Below are 18,604 nucleotides of genomic sequence, written 5' to 3'. Positions count from 1 at the left end.
GGGCGAATGAGCATTCCTCTACGGATAAACCCTCTCATCAAGTAGTTCTTTAATTGGTGAAAAGGGTTTATCCAGGAGAATGCCATATCCCAATTTAGGATGTTTTTTTATGCTTATAATCCACGATTCTATGGAGAAATCCATGTCTGAATTGGCTCTATGCTCTGGTTACCGCGTAGTGTTCAGAATTTGGTAAGGGCTCTAAAGTAAAATGGTAAGGCAAGCCATATGAACTTGATGAATTTTATCAGTTTCTGTTGTAAGGATGGAATGGCCAAAGGAAAGGGAAAAAGTTTCTGGTTGCTGCAAAAATTTTAGAAGTGGAGGAGATTTTCGTTTGAAACAAAAACGCAATATAGGTAAACCGTTATTGTCTTTATTTCTGGCAATGTTGCTCGTCTTGCAGACAGTGATATACTCCACCGCCGCATATGCGGAGAGTGTGCCAACCGATTCCGGAATGGAAGCGGTCAGTGAATCTGACTCGCCGAGTGCCGATGAACCACTTTCGGTACCTGAGGCAGTGTACGAAGCACCGAACAATTTCGTAGCGATGGCGGCAGTCCCAACGGACAAAACAGCGGTATTTATGGAATCTAATTCAACCTTTCCGCTGGAAGTGACACAGGGGAATGTTGTTATTAATCCGAACGGTATTATTCAGGGTAGACAGCCCTTTACTCTCAAATCGGAAGGTCTCAAGGTACCAGTGAATGGTGATGACCCAAATCCAACTAATGCAGATCCTGAGAAATACATCCAAAAGGGTGACTGGATCGAGCTGAAAAGAGAAGATTACTTCAAGGAAGTGATGCTGCCAACAGCTACTAAAACCTTGAATGCACAGACGGAATCAGGTACAAAACAGCTGGGTACCGCCTATTTCACTCCAAATAGCATCAGGATTGTATTTAACGGTGATGATTATTTTTTCAATGGTGTTGGACGAGGCATTGCCTTCAGCTTTGAATCTACTGCCAATGCAGATATAACGGGATTGGCGTATGGCGATAAAAAGCCAATCAACATCTTTGGTGGTGCATATCAGCTAGAGAACCCAGATGTTACAGCAGAGTATAACATTACTTTAAGCTCGCCTGGAATGATCAGGTGGGATCAGTATAGCTATCGCGGAATTCAACCAGCACAATTTGTTGAGGGAGCTGTTACCTGGCAGTCAACCGTATCTACGTTTGATCAGTTTGATAAAACAATCAAATTGCCACTAGACGGAAAGACCTTTTATACGAATCCCTCAACGTACAATACCAGCCCTGGAAATTCCCGCGGCACCTATATGGAGAATTCATTTAAAGTAAATGATCAAAATGTAACTCCAGTCGTTGGTCCAGACGGATCACTGACTTACACTTTTCCACAGGGAACCGGTCTAGATCCAAAGGTTGAATATAAAACATGGATTTCTAAGGAAGCTTATTATTATGAGTATCGGAATCCGCCAGCCAATCTTGGTCGCGGCCATCGGGATATGAATGGCAAGGTGGAACTGAGAAAAGACAATGACATGTTGGTACAGTCAGGTTTGGAGATTTCCTTTGCTCCCGACTGGATTCAAGCCAGCGCTTCGTATGACCATGCGAATGAAACCATTACATGGAAGGTCACGGTTAACCAATATAACAAAAAAGGGTTAAAGGACTTTACCATCACAAATGTATTACCGGCTGGGCTAGAATTTGAATCAGCTGCATGGCAGACATGGGTAGATGGCGCTGTATCTGAAGAAACGCCAATTACACCAGATTCGAACGGCGTTTATTCCTTCGGGGATATTAATGGAAAAGTCGAATTGTTGATTAAAAGCAAGGCGATAAGTGGTTCCAGCTTCCAAATTGACCCTCGTGCCAACTGGAATTTGGATACACCAGGTGGTATACAGAACAACGATGTAATGACGGGTAAAAGACCTATTGCCGTGACGGATGAGGCAATCGTCAGCATTGGCGCACACACGTTTACAAAAACAGGCGCAGTATCACCCGAGGATTATAACCTGGGTAGTATCACTTGGACCGTTAATCTAGCACCACAGTATGCCTTACCTAACGCGGCAATATACGATGTCCTTGTGCATGGCGGTGACTTGAACGTCTTGGACAACGCTGTAGATGGAACCAGCGAGGTGAGTGCGGAGACAATTGCGAAAATTAAAGCAAATATCACTTCTGCGCAGCTTTGGAAGCAGTACAAAGCGGGAACTCTGAAGTCGAATGCAACCGGTTTGACGATGAAAGCTATTCCATTAACCGTGGACGGTAAAGTGGTGGCGGATTTGATCAAGGTGACCGGATACACCGAAGAAGCTGCATCCTTCAGCTTCCGTACACTTGAGACCAACCCGAACATTCTCTTCAGACAGGAAATTAACGCAGGGAAAGCAAGCTCGAATCGGGCTTTGCTGATTGATGGCGAAAGCGTAAAACAAGCAAATAACAGTGCCAACCTACACCTGCGTATGTTGAACAAGGATATGCTCTTTGCTTCGAAGCCATTAAAAGTAGATGGTACTTTTGAAAATGTGACGCCGAATAACGTTAGCAGTTACATTAGAAATGATAACAGTGAAGCATGGACAATTTCTGGCTATGACAGGACAACCAAAACGGTCACATTCCGTTTAGGGGTTAATATGCCAGGATATAACACAGAAGAAATGGCTAAGGATGGCGGTAATCGAGTCATTAGTGATATTAAGCTAGTAGATACACTTCCCGAAGGCTGGGAATTCGTTCCTTTCTCTGAAACTAAGGACTTTGAGCTGTGGAAAGGAATTTCGGACAATGGTTCAGGCACAGAATATGGTGTTAGAAACGATGCTAGAACTCTAATTGAACCAGGTACTAGTTCTCATGTAGTCCAGTTTTCACACATTGGAAACGAGGGTACTTTCACCTTCTCCAAGTTGGAAAGTCCTTATGTCATTCTGGTGAAGGCAAGACCTTCCAATGATGCTCTGCAGAAGTATTTAGAGGAATACACCACCAACGGCACGGACAAACAGGTGCTGTATAACAAAGCCGACCTTCATATGTCATGGGGTGGAGTGGAGAAGGTTGTCACCGAACAGCGCAAAGTTATTGTACCTATTCAGACCCTTGGAAAGTCGGTAACTAAGCCAGTTCCAGGAGTGCTGGAATGGACGGTGAATTATACCCCGCCATTTAACATGAAGCAGGGTGTTTATTTGCAGGATACCCTGGGTACAGGCATGAATTTGCGTTATGAAGAAAACGGGAAGCTTGTGCTGACATCACCTAGTATGGCAGTCTATCCTGCTAAATTGACCGCAAGCGGCACTCTGGAACGAGAGGGCGCAGCACTGGACCTCAGCGACCCGAATGCTGAAGTTCAAGTAGAAGCTGCACCAGGCGCGGGTGGCACTACGGTTCTAACATTTAAAATGGACGACCCTAATCAGTTGTACCAGTTTGTGTACCAAACAGAAGTTGATCCATCTAAAGCGAAAGCTGGAGACACAATGGGCAACGAGGTAAAACTGGAGGGCGATGACAATCTGAAATCTGTCAGTGCCAGAAGTGAAAGCACACTGGACAGTTCGGACGTGGCCGGCAGTTCAAGTTCCAATGCACTGTTGCCCCTGAAAAAGGTAGATCCCAATGGCAATCCGCTAAAAGACGTAGAGTTTACACTCTATAAGAAAGACGGCGGAACTATAATTACCAAAGGAAAAACCGATAGCGGAGGGAAACTTAATCTGCTATTCCCTGATCCAGGGTATTATGAGCTGAAAGAAACTTATATTGACACCAACACTTGGCTGCCAACAACAAGAGTATACCAAGTATATGTAGGGAATACGCCAGGGAAGCCCATCTGGGTAGACGGGGTGAAATTAACCTCTGATAATCCACTGATCGTGCCTACACCGGCCCAAGGCAAGCTGACCATTACCAATAAGGTGGAGGGCAACGGCAGTAATCCGGACAAAGAGTTCGAGTATACCGTGACCATCACTGGCGAAGGTAAGGACAGAGAGTATACCTATAAGAGGTCAGATGATACGATTGGCACGATCAAGAGCGGAGACAAGATTGCCCTCAAGCACGGGGAATCTGTGACGTTTCCAGCATTGCCTGCGGATCTGGTCTATACCGTAACCGAGGACGATTATACATCCGTTGACGGTTATACGACGATACCGGGTACGAGAGAACTGTCTGGCTCAATCGTGAATAAAGGTGATCACAAGGCGGACTTCATCAACGAACGGACCGTTAACAAGCTGACCATCAGCAATACGGTCATGGGCAACGGCGGCGATAAGACGAAGGAGTTCGAGTACACCGTCAACTTTGAGGATGCAGGCAAAGAGGAAAGCTACACTTACGTGAAGACGGACGGTAGCACAGGTACGATCAAGTCCGGCGATACTTTCCGCCTCAAGGATGGAGAGAAACTGGATATTCTGGGCCTGCCTAAGAATCTGAAATACACCGTTACCCAACAAGACTACACAACCGATGAATATATGACTACTCCTGAGGAACGGTATTATACCGGAGTCATGAAAGGCATTGATGAAGATGCCCCATTCACGAACGTGCGAGTTTTGAAGGGCGGCCTATTAATCAGCAACACAGTTAAAGGCAAAGATGAAGACAAGAAGAAGCTGTTTAAGTACACGGTTGCCTTCACTGGCGAGGGATCGGACGAATCCTACGTCTATGAGAAGTCAGACGGCAGCAAGGGCATGATCAAGAGCGGTGAGAGCTTCGAGCTTACAGATGGCCAGACGCTCATTGTCCAAGGGCTTCCAACCAATCTTCAGTATAAAGTGACCCAAGATGACTATACGGAAGATGGCTATGTGACTGATCCAGAGAGTCTCATTCACATTGGCACTATTCCAGAGAAAAAATGGTCTGAAGCACATTTTGCCAATACCCGACCGTATCTGGAAGGCGTGTTGCGTAACAATAACACAGGAGAAGTCATTCCGAATGCACCGATTACGGTAACCGATCTGAAGACAGGCGAAGAGATTCAGACGCAGACGAATGAGAAGGGTGAATATTCAATCCCAGCCGTAGCGGATACCGACTATACGATCAGATATACAAAGATGTATCGGGTAGGCGGTAAGGATGTACCTGTTGAGTTTACGCAGAAAGCAAATGTGAAAAGCAGTGTAACGGACGAGACTGTTCCAGCGGACATTACGGCCGTGGGGATCATTCTGTTCAAACAACTGGATGGAACAACAGTGCTATTCAACGATTTGTTGACTAGCCAGATGCATATCTATTTGAAAGACAAGGATGGCATTTATATTAAGGAAAACGGCCAACCTAAAGCATTTCCTATGGCTACGAATGGAACTTTCTCTGTGGAAGGGCTAAGCGAGCAGAAGTACACAATGGAAGTTCGCTATCAAGCTGAGACCGGCGAGGAATTGCTCCTCAAAGTGGCGCAACTTGACGTTAAAGCTAACGGAGAGCTGAATATTTCAGAGGAATTAGTCGACCCTTATGGTACGGTCTATGATGAAACGACAGGAGATGCCGTCACTGGCAAGAAAATTGATGGAGCCAAAGTTACACTGTATTATGCGGATACGCAGCGGAATAGAGATAACGGACGCATTCCGGGTACGAAAGTAACGCTTCCAAAGGTTCCAAATTTCCCACCGTACGACAACGAGAGCCCGGAGCAGAGTAGTGATGCAGATGGCTTCTATGCGTACATGGTGTTTCCTGAAGCCGATTACTATCTGATCGTAACGAAGGACGGATACGAAACGCATACAAGTGGTACGATTTCAGTCGATTTTGACATTGTCAGGTACGATGTGCCAATGAAGCCGATTAGTTCTGGTGGCGGCACCGGCGGCAATGGTAACAACGGAGGCGGCACCGTAACACCTGGTCCGGGCACCGTAACGCCAGGTCCAGGGACCGTAACGCCAGATCCGGGCACCGTAACGCCAGATCCAGGCACGGTAACGCCAGATCCGGGCACCATAACGCCAGATCCAGGCACCGTAACGCCAGATCCAGGCACGGTAACGCCAGATCCGGGCACCATAACGCCAGATCCAGGCACGGTAACGCCAGATCCGGGCACCATAACGCCAGATCCAGGCACGGTAACGCCAGATCCAGGCACGGTAACGCCTGACCCAGGCACGGTAACGCCTGACCCAGGCACCGTAACACCAGATCCGGGCAATGGTAACGGTCAGCTTAAGAACGATAGCAACGAGTTGGACGATGCTCCGAAAACTGGAGATAACAGCGTATCGCCATTCTTGTATATGATTTTGGCGCTGATGTCCTTAATGACGATCGGGTTCTGTCTGCTTGGGTACAAGAAGAAAAAGCACATCCAGTAATGGAAGGGAAGGCGGTAAGAAAATGAGCAAAACTAAAAAAATTCTTATCGCTGTTTCCTTGCTTGTGTTGGTATTTTCACTTGTCAGTCTTGCGAGGACTTTCTTGCGAGATTATGCCGAGAAGCAGAAAATCGAAGAGTTAACAAAGGTTTGGAAAGAAGGATCAGAACAAGGTGGAGGGGATGTATTCCCCTCCCTTTTGTTCAATAAAGGCAATGAGCCGGTTATGCTTCCCGAATTTCGAGATCTTTACGAGAGGAACTCAGACATCGTCGGCTGGCTGAAGATTGACGGTACCCGAATTGAGTACCCGGTCATGCAGAGCCCACAGGATTCGGAGTACTATCTCAATCATGATTTTGATAAAAATGAAAACCAAGGCGGGCTTCCTTTTTTGGACGAGTCTAGTACGACCAACAATTCGGACATTTTGCTGATTCATGGTCATCACATGAAAAGTGGTTGGATGTTTAAAGATTTAATGAAGTACAAGAACAAAAGCTTCTATCAAGAACATGCGACGTTCCAGTTCAGCACGCTTTACGAGAAGGAAGAGTATGAGATTGTTGCCGTTATTCTGTCAAAAGTTTATCGCAAATCGGACGACGTGTTTAAATACTACCAGATTGAGAATGTAAGTACGCCCGCCGAGTTCGATTCATATGTTCAGAATATCCAACAACTCTCTCTTTATGACACAGGCGTAACAGCACAGTATGGTGACAAGCTTATTGTACTGTCCACATGCGAGTATTCGACCGAAAACGGTAGGCTAGCGGTGGTGGCCCGAAAGCGTTAATTGACGATGCTGAAACACAAAATCAATCTGCTTTATTTTGCGTTCTCTCCTTAGAGGACGCGATTTTTCTTTTTCTCGAAATAAGGTGCTCATGGACATGAAGGCCTGTTCCAGTCGTCAAAATGGGAAATGGCGTGTTAAATCGACAAATCTATGTTTCTATGATAGGGTTGAAGCATCCCATAGGCATTCTACTCTTCGGAGTAGAGTGCCTTCATGTATATTATGGGTGCTTACATTAAATGTATTTTAAAATCAATTGGATCGTATATGGAGGTGGTGATGCTATGTTTCTCTCTTTAGCCCCAACAGGGGATGGTTGGATGAGTATAAAAAATGTGAAAATATCATTTAATAAAGAGGAGCGAACATAGCATGACTACTAGTTTTCAAGCGGAGAACCGCATTCCATTAAATACATCCCGACTTAGGGATTTACGTAAATCCGGGCGTTTGCCAGGTATTGTTTTTGGCAAAAATACGGAGAATGAAATGATTCATATTCCAACAATACAATTTCAAAAATGGTTGAAGCAGGGTACGTCTGGTTTTATCGAACTGCAGTTTGAAGAGAAAGACTCATTGACTGTATTGTTGGAAGATCTCCAGCGTGATCCAGTTACACGGGATTTACTTCATGTGGATTTTCAACAGGTGCAGACCAATGAGATCCTGCGTACTAAAATTCCTGTGAAGTTCAACGGCACACCGATCGGTACAAAACAGGGCGGAGTCGTGCAGGTTCAATTATCTTCTATTGAAGTGGAGGCATTGCCGAGACACTTGCCAACGTCGATTGAATTTGACATTAGTACTATGGAACTTGGAGAAACGTTACATGTAAGTGATGCAACGTTTGCACCAGATGTGACGGTGATCTCTGAGGGGAATGAGTCTCTTCTCTCTGTAGTTAAACCTTAACAATTCCAAATTCGCAAAGCTGAATAATTCAAAATTAGCCGTACGGGTGATCATCCGTACGGCTAATTTGTGCTGATTACGAGATGTTGGCGTGCTCCCAACCTCACAAGGCGGGTAGTCTGGAATTCACCTCACGTATGTTTTTTGCTCGCGTACAAGCGCAATGATCCTTATATTTCGCTACCTTTTCAAAGTTCATTCGCAAAATTCAGGTGTAAAGTAGGTAGACTCAGGAAAGGTAATCACTATAATGGAAATAAGATACATATATAGTTGAACCTGAACCGCTAAGGTCATTGGCATAACATTTCTAAACAGGGCGGTGAGCGAAAAGAAATGGACAAATTAAAGAATAGCGGATTCTATAAACTGAGATTCTTCATCACTCCTGAAGAGTTTAAAAGCCTTTTGCAGCTTTTGGAGCATCGGCAAGCGCAATTCTATCGTACCAATGCTGCCCGAACAGAGCATGATTATAATCAGGTGTACGAGGAGTATCAGACGTTCTATCAGTATTTTGTGGCAGGAGAAAAGAGATATGACATCCATCCCTTCTTTGTTTACTCTATTTCTATTGCATCAGATCAAGAAAGTTCAGGATTTTTTGTAAGAAATGAAGGGGTTTCTTTTCCATATCACGGACAATGGGCAGAGGATGAACTGCCGTGTATCTTGCTTTCATTTCCGAAAGGTTTTCAAGTTAATTTGGAAGATGAAAAAGGAAAGTACTATATTTATGAGGATATCCGGGACCATAAGCCGCTGACCTATGCATTTTTCGATGAAATAAGAGAAACTATCAAAAAAATGACCAAACCCCTTCGCTTCTCAGCCCTTGATGCAGATGCGATGAAGGAGCAAAAGCCCTCTGTGCGTATAAGCCATGATGCAATGCACGAATTGAGCCAATCGTGGATCTTCAGTAAATATAGACTTGTGATTCATGGCAAATAGGAGGGGGACGAAATGACGTTCGCCCTAAATATTATCTGTACCTGGGTACTGCTAGTTGCCTCATGTTCCGCAGTGTGGTGGAGCTTCAGAACAGAAAAGCTTATAACCATCTCCTGGCTGGCATTTTTGCTACCGGCTGTCTTCCAGCTTGTTACGGCTTTCCGGATTGGTCCAGGCCAAGCAAAGTCACTCATCGTGTTTGGCTGCATCAATCTGGTGTCTGCTGCCCTTGTGGGTGCGGGTGTCTGGTATCTAGTCCAAATAGCCAATTCATATCGAAGGGGCAAATGATCAACGAATGGAAAGGGGAACTCTATTCATGAAGCCAATGCAAGAAATAGAGACACTGGCCATAGAGATCGCTGCTGCCGCCAGAAAATCTTTTTGCACCCTTTTTGAAAATGGTGAACGTTACTATTATTGTACGTTATACACTACTGGCGAAGGACATATGCCAAGCATTTCTGCATGGTCGTGGGAAGCTTTGGCGTTGGAATCGGCTAGACAAGCAGAGGAAAGTGATACGCCGGTATCCACGATTGCGGATCTCATCAAATGGTCGTATGCGGATTCGCCCTATTGTTGTTTTGGGGATGATCACTTTGACGGTGTCAAACAACGATATAACGAGCGTCCTTTCATTGCGGAACTGGAGAATGATGATTGGAATCGCGAGTTGGATGTGAGGCTGAAAGCCATGGAGCTGGCGATGAAAATGCTCGATGATGAAGGCATATTTGCCTTAAATCAACCGCGAGAGTCCGTATGTGTCCTTGTTGAAGTCATGCCGCCGGATAAGATTAACACTGAAATCGCCTTACGTTTGAATCGGGCGGAATCTCCGGCTATGCAAGCATGGTTGGTGGAGGCGGCAGAATAGAAGCATCTGCATTTGGGGAGTTTTGACCGTCTATGATGTACCGTTTCGACTAATTGGCTCAATAAGATGGTAGTGACAGTAGGTCTATAATTCGCAAACCACCTTTGTACATGAACTGCACCCCAATTGTTAGACACAACTACCAATTGGAGGTGCAGTTTTTTCATGACTAAATTCAGTTCAGATGAAAAAATACAAGCCGTTATGCGTTATAAAAAGGGATCAGAAAGCTTGAAAAGCATTGCAAAATCAATCGGGCTTCACCATTCTGGCTTTTTAAACTGGATTAGACAATATGAGCATCATGGTGAAAAAGCTTTTAAAAAGGGCTATACATCATATCCTGCGCAGATTAAACTAGACGTACTTCATTATATGAACGAATTTGGGACGTCTGTTAGAGAAACGGCTGCTATATTTAATATTCCTAGCCATAGTACCCTTTTAAGTTGGCAAAAAAGCTTGGAATTACAAGGGATAGACGCCCTTCAACCAAAGAAAAAGGGGCGCTCATCCATGAAAAAAGGATCTAAAGCACAGAAGAATCAAACGCTAGTAGAAGGATCTGTAGAGGCTTTACAAGCAGAGGTAGAGCGTTTGAAAATGGAGAATGCTTATTTAAAAAAGTTGAATGCCTTAGTTCGAAACAAGGAAAAATCACCAAACAAGACAAAGCTCAAGTAGTCTATGAACTAAGGAACGAATTTTCGGTGAAAGCACTTCTAAAGCTAGCAGATATCCCTCGTAGCACGTATTATTACGTGGTAAAAGCGTTTGGTACGGTAGACAAGGATTTAGAGCTAAAAGACATGATACAAGCGATTTATAAGGAGCATGAGGGACGCTATGGTTATCGTCGTATTCGCGACGAGTTAATCAATCGTGGACACCATGTAAATCATAAAAAGGTACAGCGTTTGATGAAAGTATTGGGATTAAAGTGTTTGGTACGTATGAAGAAATATCGTTCGTATAAAGGGACAATTGGCAAGATTGCACCGAACCTATTAGAACGCAATTTCCACGCTGAAAGGCCAAACGAGAAGTGGGTTACGGACATTACAGAATTTAAATTATTCGGAGAAAAACTATATTTATCTCCCATACTTGATCTGTATAACGGAGAAATCATTACATATACGATTGGTTCAAGACCGGTCTACTCGCTTGTTTCCACGATGTTAGATCAAGCATTTTGCAGTTTAACAAATAAAGATAAACTCCTCATTCATTCGGATCAAGGTTGGCACTACCAGATGAGACCGTATCGTCATGCCCTTGAAGAACGTGGCATCACGCAAAGTATGTCCCGTAAAGGTAACTGCTACGATAACGCCGTCATGGAGAATTTCTTTGGCATCATGAAATCCGAATTATTATATTTAAAGGAATTTGAAAGTGTCTCACATTTTAAACAAGAGCTATCCAAATACATCGATTATTACAACAACAAACGCATTAAGGCAAAACTAAAAGGCATGAGTCCGGTACGATACCGGATTCATGCCCAACAAGTTGCCTAAAGATATAATCTGTCTAACTTTACGGGGTCACTTCATACATTAAAGGGTGGTTTTTTTCGTGTTTGTCAACAGTGTACAAACACACTTTTTCTACCTTGTCCACATTTATACCTCACCAAAACTATTTAATTGCATTTAATAGACTATCAATAAAAAAGGAGGTTTTGAGAATGGGAAATAGAAGACCTGGAGCACCTAGAGGTGGTTATGACCCTGTTCAGATCTATAACTCGACTTCGTTTAATGCGAGTGGAGTAGTGGAGTATGCATCCATCTTTTGTAGCAACGACAGATATAGTGTTCAGCGTGACGAGACTTGGAGATCTTCCGACCGTGGTGTGTGCCTGGTAACTAGAATCACCGCGACGGTTAGAACACCGAGTGGAAATATTGAGGCTGAACCGTATACCTCTTCTGGTACTTCGTACAGCCAGTTCGCCATTATACAGGTAGGGGTAAATCAGTTCCGAGTGACACGTGTTACAAGTACGATTAGAAAATGCCGGAAATAACCGAAGAGGATTAATATCGAGATTAGGTACGAAACATGAAGAGACGACTTGCCCGGGCTAGCAGGCAGGTCGTCTTTTTTCGTTTTAGTGTTTCTTGTACCATAATATTCTGCGGTGCATCGAGGAGTCTTTCATAAGTCGGAAAGGGCGCAAATCCGGTTGATAATTGCCTTCGATAATCCAAATTCGCCGTTTCTTGTCGATGGCTATATCGAACCCAACTTGTCTAAGCATGGGGTAATGCTCTCCCAATCGTTTGGCAGCTAATCGTGCAACTTGTTCCGCTTTGACAAGTAAGCGCCGATCTCCAATTCGAGCTAGTCTCAGTGCTTTAATAACGGGAATGGGGCGGTTATTCACATTGGTGACTTGGTATCCTTGTGCTGCGACTTTAGCATAGGAACCTGTCACGTTCCAAGTGGACGAGGAACCCTTTTTGCGCTGAACCATAATCCGAATGTCGAACGGCCTGTGTTTAATTTGAGCAAGCTGCAGACGCTTTTGGATAATATATTCATCACTTTTGATTGTTTGTTCGAACCATTCGACTAACTGCACGTTGTCTCTCATGGTGACTGAGTTATTTTCATTTTGAATACGATAAGCATTTGCACCGCTTCGTTTAATGAACAGGATACCCCTTCCGTAACTGCCATTACGAGGTTTCAGTACAACGCTGGAATACTGAAGAAGCATCTTCGTTAGCGTATCCTTCTCAAGCAACTGTGTCTCTGGCAACAGTTCTGCAAGAGAGGGCTCATCGCGCAGAATGCCATACTGCAACCATTTGTCTCTTTCGAATAACATTGGAATCACAGCCTTTTTCAATCGTCTACGGTCATTCTAATTCAAATTCGTGATCCGCATAAGTGGCCATTCGTCTAGATTTGTAAGTGGGAAGCATGTCCAATCGGTCGATGGAGACAGAAGATGAACTAATACGAGGAACGACTGCATTCTGGGGAGGCGTTCATTCACGCCATGCTGGTACATGTGCTGAAACGAGAGCCAAATGTGCAATTGTTTGAGTAGTGCTAGACTAACCCTCTACTAGTATTTTTCGCCTATGAATTAGCTTATAAAAGAGTGCAACTTTTTTACCAATATATATACAAGTTATTCGTTTACTGTATGCCTTTTCGGTGTTATACTCACAATATTCAAAAAAGAATCTGTGAAAATATGTCGAATTGAGGCTTATCAGGATGATTATAGGTAGACAAAACGGCGAAACGATCATCCTCATTCCATCGCTTGAACCGGATGAGAGACTTCCAGCCTATGTAAGGCAATTGCGAGAGTATGGATTTACTAATATTGTTATTGTGGACGACGGATCTGGTGAGGCCTACCAGTCGATTTTCGAGGAGCTTCGCGAGAACGGTTGTGCTCTGATGACACATGCGGAAAATCAGGGGAAGGGTGCGGCACTCAAGACCGGATTTGAGTATATTGGTCAGCAATTCGACGCATCTTCCTTCGTCGTAACCGCTGATTCAGACGGACAACACGCAGCTGAGGATGTATACCGCATAGCCCAAGAAGCAAGGCTTCATCCGGATTCGTTGGTGCTCGGGGTAAGGAACTTCAGCGAGGGGAATATACCCCCAAAGTCCCTGTTAGGCAATCGGATGACCTCCTTTATTTTTGCCATGCTGTATGGTAAAAAGCTGTCAGATACCCAGACTGGGCTTCGTGCCTTCGGTCCAGGGTTACTTGCGTTTATGCAGGATGTTCGCGGCACTCGATTTGAATATGAGCTGCAGATGCTCATCTCGTGCATCCAATCGGGCATTCCGATTCATACCATGCCAATTCAAGTCATTTATGAAAATGGCAATGCGGGCACTCATTTTAAAGCGATCCAGGATAGTGCTCGGGTCATGGGGGTGTTGTTCTCCAATTTCCTGCGGTTCATCTCATCGTCGGTGGCGAGTTCGGTCGTGGATTTGGGCATCGCCTGGTTTTTGATCGACGCATTGCGGCCCATGTTGGGTGAGCAGCACTATTTAAGAATTCTGCTGGCAACCGTGATTGCGAGAATTATTTCCATTGTAGTCAACTATGTACTGAACAGACACTTTGTATTCCGCAAGGAGGATAGCCAGGGCAGTCTATGGCGCTATCTAACGTTATGCGGAGTAGTGATCTTGCTGTCCAGTACCGGTGTTTATATATTCCATACCGTTCTCTTCGTAGATGAGAAATTGGCGAAATTCGTCTGTGATGCCTTGCTGTTCCTGCTCAGTTTCCAATTGCAGCGAAGATGGGTATTTGCAGCAAGGAGGAAGCAGTTGTAGTGCAAAACGAAAAAAGGCAGAATATCTTTTTTGTCATCACGATGATCCTGATGTCGATTTATTTGGTATGGCGTACGTTCTTTACGTTGCCATGGGGTGAGGGCGTTCTGAACGTCATTTTTGGTATGCTGCTGATTGTGGCTGAGACGGTCACCGTACTGACAACCTTTGAATTATTCTTTCAAAAAATGCAAAAAGAACGTACACAGCTCGATTTTCCAATCGTTCCGCCGGAGTATTATCCGGATGTGGATGTATTTATTGCTACGCATAATGAGCCTGTTGATCTGTTATATAAAACCGTTAATGCCTGTACGTTCATGGATTACCCGGACAAACAGAAGGTTCATATCTATCTCTGTGATGATGGAGCAAGACCTGAGGTGGAGGAGCTTGCCAAACAGTTTGGTGTGGGATATCTGGGGTTCCCCGGAAACAAGGATGCCAAGTCTGGTAATCTGAACAATGCACTGAGCAAAAGCTCTTCGCCGCTCATTGCAACGTTTGATGCGGATATGATTCCACAGCACACCTTTTTGATGAAAACGGTACCCTATTTCATGCTCTCCACGTTTATTAAGGAGAATAAGGTATGGCGTCCTCGCCGAGAGGACGAGATGGACCCTAAGTTCAAGCTTGGTCTGGTACAGACCCCGCAAAGTTTCTACAATCCGGATCTATTCCAGTTCAACCTGTATGCAGAGCAAGGTATTCCGAATGAACAGGATTTCTTCTCCAGAGAAGTGAACATCCTGCGTAATGCCTCCAATGCGGTAGCCTATACAGGAAGTAATACGATCATTTCCCGGCAGGGCATGGAAGACATCGGAGGTTTTCCACTCAATACAATCACTGAGGACTTTGAGACAAGCATCCGCTTGCAGCAGGAAGGTTATATTACCTACGCAACTCAAGAGGTTCAAGCTGCCGGGCAGACGACAACAACAGTGAAGAGTATGATTAAGCAACGGATTCGCTGGGCAAGGGGTATCATTCAGAGCCTGCAGAATACGCGTGCACCCTTATCTGGCAAGCTTCCTTTCTGGACGAGGGTGACCTACTTAAGCAGTTTCTTATACTGGTGGTCCTTCTTTAACCGGTTGATTTTCATTTTGGCACCTATTTTGTTTGCGTTATTCGACTTCCAGATTGTGAATACAACCTTCTGGCAAATCCTAATATTCTGGCTTCCATCTTATTTCTTCTATAGTGTATCCATGCGATATCTGTCCAGCAATATTCGGAATCAGCGATGGAGTCAGGTTATCGATACCATATTCATGCCTTACTTGATCTGGCCGGTTCTCCTGGAGACGCTGGGTATTCGTGAGAAAAAATTCAAGGTCACCAACAAAAGCAGAGCAAGCGGTCGACAATGGATGTCTGCTCTGTTATATGCACTTCCGCATATCTTCTTGCTGTTGCTTTCCATTGCAGCCGTGATTCGGTATGTGAATGGCAAGTACGGCATTGCGCTGTTCTTCAGCAGTATCATTATTTTCTGGCTAATTCATAACATGATTGCGCTATGTTACGCCCTGTTCTTCATGGTTGGCCGCCGTGCGTATCGGGAGACAGAACGGATTCGGGCGCAGGAAGATGTCACGATTCACGACCAAGCCAACAATCTGCGATATCAGGCCAAAACGGTGGATGTATCTGAGCAAGGTATTGCCTTCTATGTTCCTTATCCCATTTATTTGGCTGAGCAGAAGATCATCTCTCTGGTTGTCAAAACCGACCGGTATGAGGCCAATCTCGATGCAGTCATCGTTTATGTGAAACAGGATGGGGAGGGCTGGCGTTACTCCGCAACGGTTCAGCCGATTGATGAGAATGATAACCGCCAATACATGCAAATCATCTACGACCGTAAACACTCATTGCCAGAGCAGATGAATCTGTGGGATACGGCTTATGACGATATGTTACGTAATGTGAAAAAACGGATTGTTCAACCCAGATCGGATCAGCGAAAAATGCCGCGGCTATCCCTTCAGCTTCCAGTTCATTTCACCAATGATGCTAGCTGTACACTGCGCAGCTTCAATTATCGTTTCTTCTCCGCGACGGGTTTCCATGGTGATATTGCGGCAGGAGCGGTCGTTACCTTTTATACGAAGAGTAATATTGAAGTCATTTTGCAACATACGGGAAAAACGACAGCCCGTGAGCGTGAAGTGCTTCTCTCGGTGGAGAATATCGATGATATTGTGGAGAAGGGCCTGATCGACCAATTGCTGACTGATTTGATTCAGCCACATTCCGATCGTTCCACCAGAGAGGGTTAGGAGAGATAGAGATGCTCATTGTGCTTCATTTTGTGATGGGAGTTTTATTGATATTCTCCTTTCTTGGTTATATGCAGTTTGTACGGAAGGCTCTTTCACTACGTTGGGAGTTCATCCCTGTATTTGTGTTTTCCTCGATTGCTTGCTTTGTTTTTCTGAGTGGTTTGGCAGGGCAGCTCTTTACGGGCAGCCTTGTCATCCTGATTGCAGGTTTGCTTTTATATGGGGGAATGTTGTTTCTCAGGTTGCGCCGAGGGGCATCATTAAGGATGTCCTTTTCTATATTCCAATTTTCATTCCTGGCAGGGACTTTTGTTTTCTTGCTGGTGCTCTTTCAGAACCAATTAACACATTACGATAATTTCTCACACTGGGCTATCGTACTGAAGCAGATGCTGAGTACAGATGCCTTTCCAACGCCAGACTCCAACCTGATTGATTTTAAAAACTATCCGCTTGGGACTTCGTCTTTCATTTATTATGTCTGTCGCTTCATGGGGCACTCCCAGTCCGTAATGCTCTTGGCACAGGGATTACTTATCTTCTCCTGTTTTTATGCCATGTTTGGCATTGTTTCGGAGAAGAAACGCTTTCTTCTGTACGCTTTTCTCGGGCTCGGGTTATCTACACTTTCGTTTTTCAATCTTACGATTCGGATCACCAACCTGCTCGTGGATTTCTTGCTTCCGATCTACGCGCTCGCAATCCTGGCGGTGATCTACCAATATCGTAATGAGATCAAAAAGGCATGTATTGTTGTTCTTCCGCTTGCGGGATTACTGACCATCATCAAAAGCACGGGTATTATTTTCGCTGCGATCGGTCTGATTTTCCTAGTGTATACATGGCTAAAACATAAACAAAAGTTCGATTGGAAAACAGCGCTCGCTGTAGTGGGTACGATCTGCGGTGCGCTGATTCCCTACTTTGGCTGGAGCTGGCGAATGGCGACGGTGTTCCAAGGGATTGATAACAAGTTCGATGTGGCTACCTCGGGGATTCAAGCCGGCAAAACGCCAGAGCAGATGCGTGAGATTCTGTGGACTTTCCTGAAGGCCAGTACGGATCTGACGACACGGCCAGTGATCGGCATTGTTATTTTCCAGCTTATCGCGATTGCAGCATCTGTATTTGCCATCGTTGTGCTCAAGAAGAAGTGGAACTTGTGGAAAGCATTAATTGCTTTGGACGTTGTGCTGTTACTGTACTATGCGGGTATTCTGGCGTTGTATCTCTTCTCCATGCCATTGGATGAAGCAATTGTCCTGGCTGGATTTGAGCGTTATGCATCAAGTATCGTGGTGCTATTCGCCGGTGGGCTGGTGTTGTGCGCTGCGATCGACCTGGAGCGATCATTCCACTATCGGATCGGTGAAGTACCAGATTATCAGTCCTTTAAGACAGTTGAGACAAAAGGTCATTATCAAAAAGGCATTATCGGCTGTATGGCGGTTGCAGCCACCATCCTTTTGTCCGAATACAATGGTATCGTGTCTATCGCCCAAAGCTATGATACAACGCTTCCTTACAAGATTCATGCGGTTACTGGTGATCGGTGGTACTCAGGTGGGCAGGAGGATAACAACAGATATCTCTTCTACGCCTCAGACAGGGACCAACAGGTCACGAACTATTACATGCAATATGTAGGGAAGTATTTCTTGTATGCTCCTCATGTGGACGGGATTGTGTTGTTCTATGAGGATAATATGGATAACCTTCTGAGCGGCTACGATTATCTGGTGGTTGTCGAGACCGATCTCAACGCCAAGTGGTTGCTGAAAAAGCATTATGGCATCGACATGCAGGAGGGTATCTACAGAATCACCCGTTCCGGGGATCAGATCGTTCTTACGTTGACTTGAGATCATCGATGTTGAGATCCTGTTCCGGACATCTGGTCAGGTAAGATTGAATACATGATTGTATATAGATTCTCCTTAAATATAGCCCGCTATAGCTAATACCTATAGCGGGCTATAACTCTTTCGTAGAACAGCTATTCCGATCGGATATGTTATATTTAATTCTATAATGATAAACGGGGAGAT

General features: G+C 44.8%; 12 protein-coding genes. 11 read left to right on the top strand and 1 reads right to left on the bottom strand.

Going from position 1 to position 18,604, the window contains the following annotated elements:
- Window positions 1-337: 337 nt before the first annotated feature.
- The 8 genes from NST33_RS30875 (at window position 338) to NST33_RS30840 (ending at window position 11,962) form a co-directional block, all read left to right on the top strand.
- Window positions 338-6,373 carry a carboxypeptidase regulatory-like domain-containing protein gene (locus NST33_RS30875; RefSeq protein WP_339306287.1) on the top strand — a complete coding sequence of 2,012 codons (6,036 nt, stop codon included), beginning with the start codon at window positions 338-340 and terminating at the stop codon, window positions 6,371-6,373.
- A 22-nt stretch (window positions 6,374-6,395) separates the two neighbouring features.
- Complete coding sequence (gene srtB / locus NST33_RS30870; protein ID WP_339306285.1) at window positions 6,396-7,172, top strand: class B sortase; 777 nt, start codon at window positions 6,396-6,398, stop codon at window positions 7,170-7,172.
- A gap of 375 nt (window positions 7,173-7,547) precedes the next feature.
- Window positions 7,548-8,093, top strand: a complete 546-nt coding sequence (locus NST33_RS30865) for a 50S ribosomal protein L25 (protein WP_339306283.1) — start codon at window positions 7,548-7,550, stop codon at window positions 8,091-8,093.
- 336 nt (window positions 8,094-8,429) lie between these two features.
- Window positions 8,430-9,047, top strand: coding sequence for a hypothetical protein (locus tag NST33_RS30860; protein WP_339306281.1), 618 nt, complete (start codon window positions 8,430-8,432; stop codon window positions 9,045-9,047).
- Between the two features lie 12 nt (window positions 9,048-9,059).
- A complete protein-coding gene (locus NST33_RS30855; protein ID WP_221820185.1) occupies window positions 9,060-9,338 on the top strand; it encodes a hypothetical protein in 279 nt (92 codons plus the stop codon).
- A gap of 28 nt (window positions 9,339-9,366) precedes the next feature.
- Entirely contained in the window at window positions 9,367-9,927 is a 561-nt protein-coding gene (locus tag NST33_RS30850) for a DUF4303 domain-containing protein (protein WP_339306279.1), read from the top strand.
- Window positions 9,928-10,092: 165 nt separating this feature from the next.
- A protein-coding gene (locus NST33_RS30845) for an IS3 family transposase (RefSeq protein ID WP_339306276.1) occupies window positions 10,093-11,450 on the top strand; the annotation gives its coding sequence in 2 pieces (ribosomal slippage) (window positions 10,093-10,546 and window positions 10,546-11,450; 1,359 coding nt in all).
- Window positions 11,451-11,620: 170 nt separating this feature from the next.
- Entirely contained in the window at window positions 11,621-11,962 is a 342-nt protein-coding gene (locus tag NST33_RS30840; RefSeq protein ID WP_221820183.1) for a hypothetical protein, read from the top strand.
- 84 nt (window positions 11,963-12,046) lie between these two features.
- Here NST33_RS30840 and NST33_RS30835 read toward each other — a convergent pair whose 3' ends face one another.
- The gene (locus NST33_RS30835; RefSeq protein ID WP_339306273.1) at window positions 12,047-12,790 is read right to left on the bottom strand and encodes a YheC/YheD family protein; all 744 of its coding nucleotides are present in this window, start codon (window positions 12,788-12,790) and stop codon (window positions 12,047-12,049) included.
- Window positions 12,791-13,167: 377 nt separating this feature from the next.
- Here NST33_RS30835 and NST33_RS30830 point away from each other — a divergent pair, with 377 nt between their 5' ends.
- From NST33_RS30830 to NST33_RS30820, 3 genes are read left to right on the top strand one after another with little or no spacing between them, the layout of a single operon-like run.
- Window positions 13,168-14,262: a bifunctional glycosyltransferase family 2/GtrA family protein gene (locus NST33_RS30830; RefSeq protein WP_221820181.1), complete on the top strand. Its 1,095-nt coding sequence runs from the start codon at window positions 13,168-13,170 to the stop codon at window positions 14,260-14,262.
- Window positions 14,262-16,553, top strand: a complete 2,292-nt coding sequence (locus NST33_RS30825; protein WP_339306271.1) for a glycosyltransferase family 2 protein — start codon at window positions 14,262-14,264, stop codon at window positions 16,551-16,553. Before NST33_RS30830 ends, NST33_RS30825 begins: the two co-directional genes overlap by 1 nt.
- An 11-nt stretch (window positions 16,554-16,564) precedes the next feature.
- Window positions 16,565-18,418, top strand: a complete 1,854-nt coding sequence (locus NST33_RS30820) for a hypothetical protein (protein WP_221820179.1) — start codon at window positions 16,565-16,567, stop codon at window positions 18,416-18,418.
- The last annotated feature ends 186 nt before the right edge of the window (window positions 18,419-18,604 follow it).

This window comes from Paenibacillus sp. FSL L8-0435 (assembly GCF_037965655.1).
GTDB lineage: Bacteria > Bacillota > Bacilli > Paenibacillales > Paenibacillaceae > Paenibacillus.
Note: the sequence above shows the minus strand (reverse complement) of the source record. Positions and strands in the feature narration are given on the sequence as shown.

What these genes read in the sequence shown, in the direction of transcription:
- NST33_RS30860 (WP_339306281.1), top strand. Translation starts at nt 8,430, where the DNA reads ATGGACAAATTAAAGAATAGCGGATTCTATAAACTGAGATTCTTCATC.
- NST33_RS30820 (WP_221820179.1), top strand. Translation starts at nt 16,565, where the DNA reads ATGCTCATTGTGCTTCATTTTGTGATGGGAGTTTTATTGATATTCTCC.
- NST33_RS30840 (WP_221820183.1), top strand. Translation starts at nt 11,621, where the DNA reads ATGGGAAATAGAAGACCTGGAGCACCTAGAGGTGGTTATGACCCTGTT.
- NST33_RS30850 (WP_339306279.1), top strand. Translation starts at nt 9,367, where the DNA reads ATGAAGCCAATGCAAGAAATAGAGACACTGGCCATAGAGATCGCTGCT.
- NST33_RS30865 (WP_339306283.1), top strand. Translation starts at nt 7,548, where the DNA reads ATGACTACTAGTTTTCAAGCGGAGAACCGCATTCCATTAAATACATCC.
- NST33_RS30855 (WP_221820185.1), top strand. Translation starts at nt 9,060, where the DNA reads ATGACGTTCGCCCTAAATATTATCTGTACCTGGGTACTGCTAGTTGCC.
- NST33_RS30830 (WP_221820181.1), top strand. Translation starts at nt 13,168, where the DNA reads ATGATTATAGGTAGACAAAACGGCGAAACGATCATCCTCATTCCATCG.
- srtB (WP_339306285.1), top strand. Translation starts at nt 6,396, where the DNA reads ATGAGCAAAACTAAAAAAATTCTTATCGCTGTTTCCTTGCTTGTGTTG.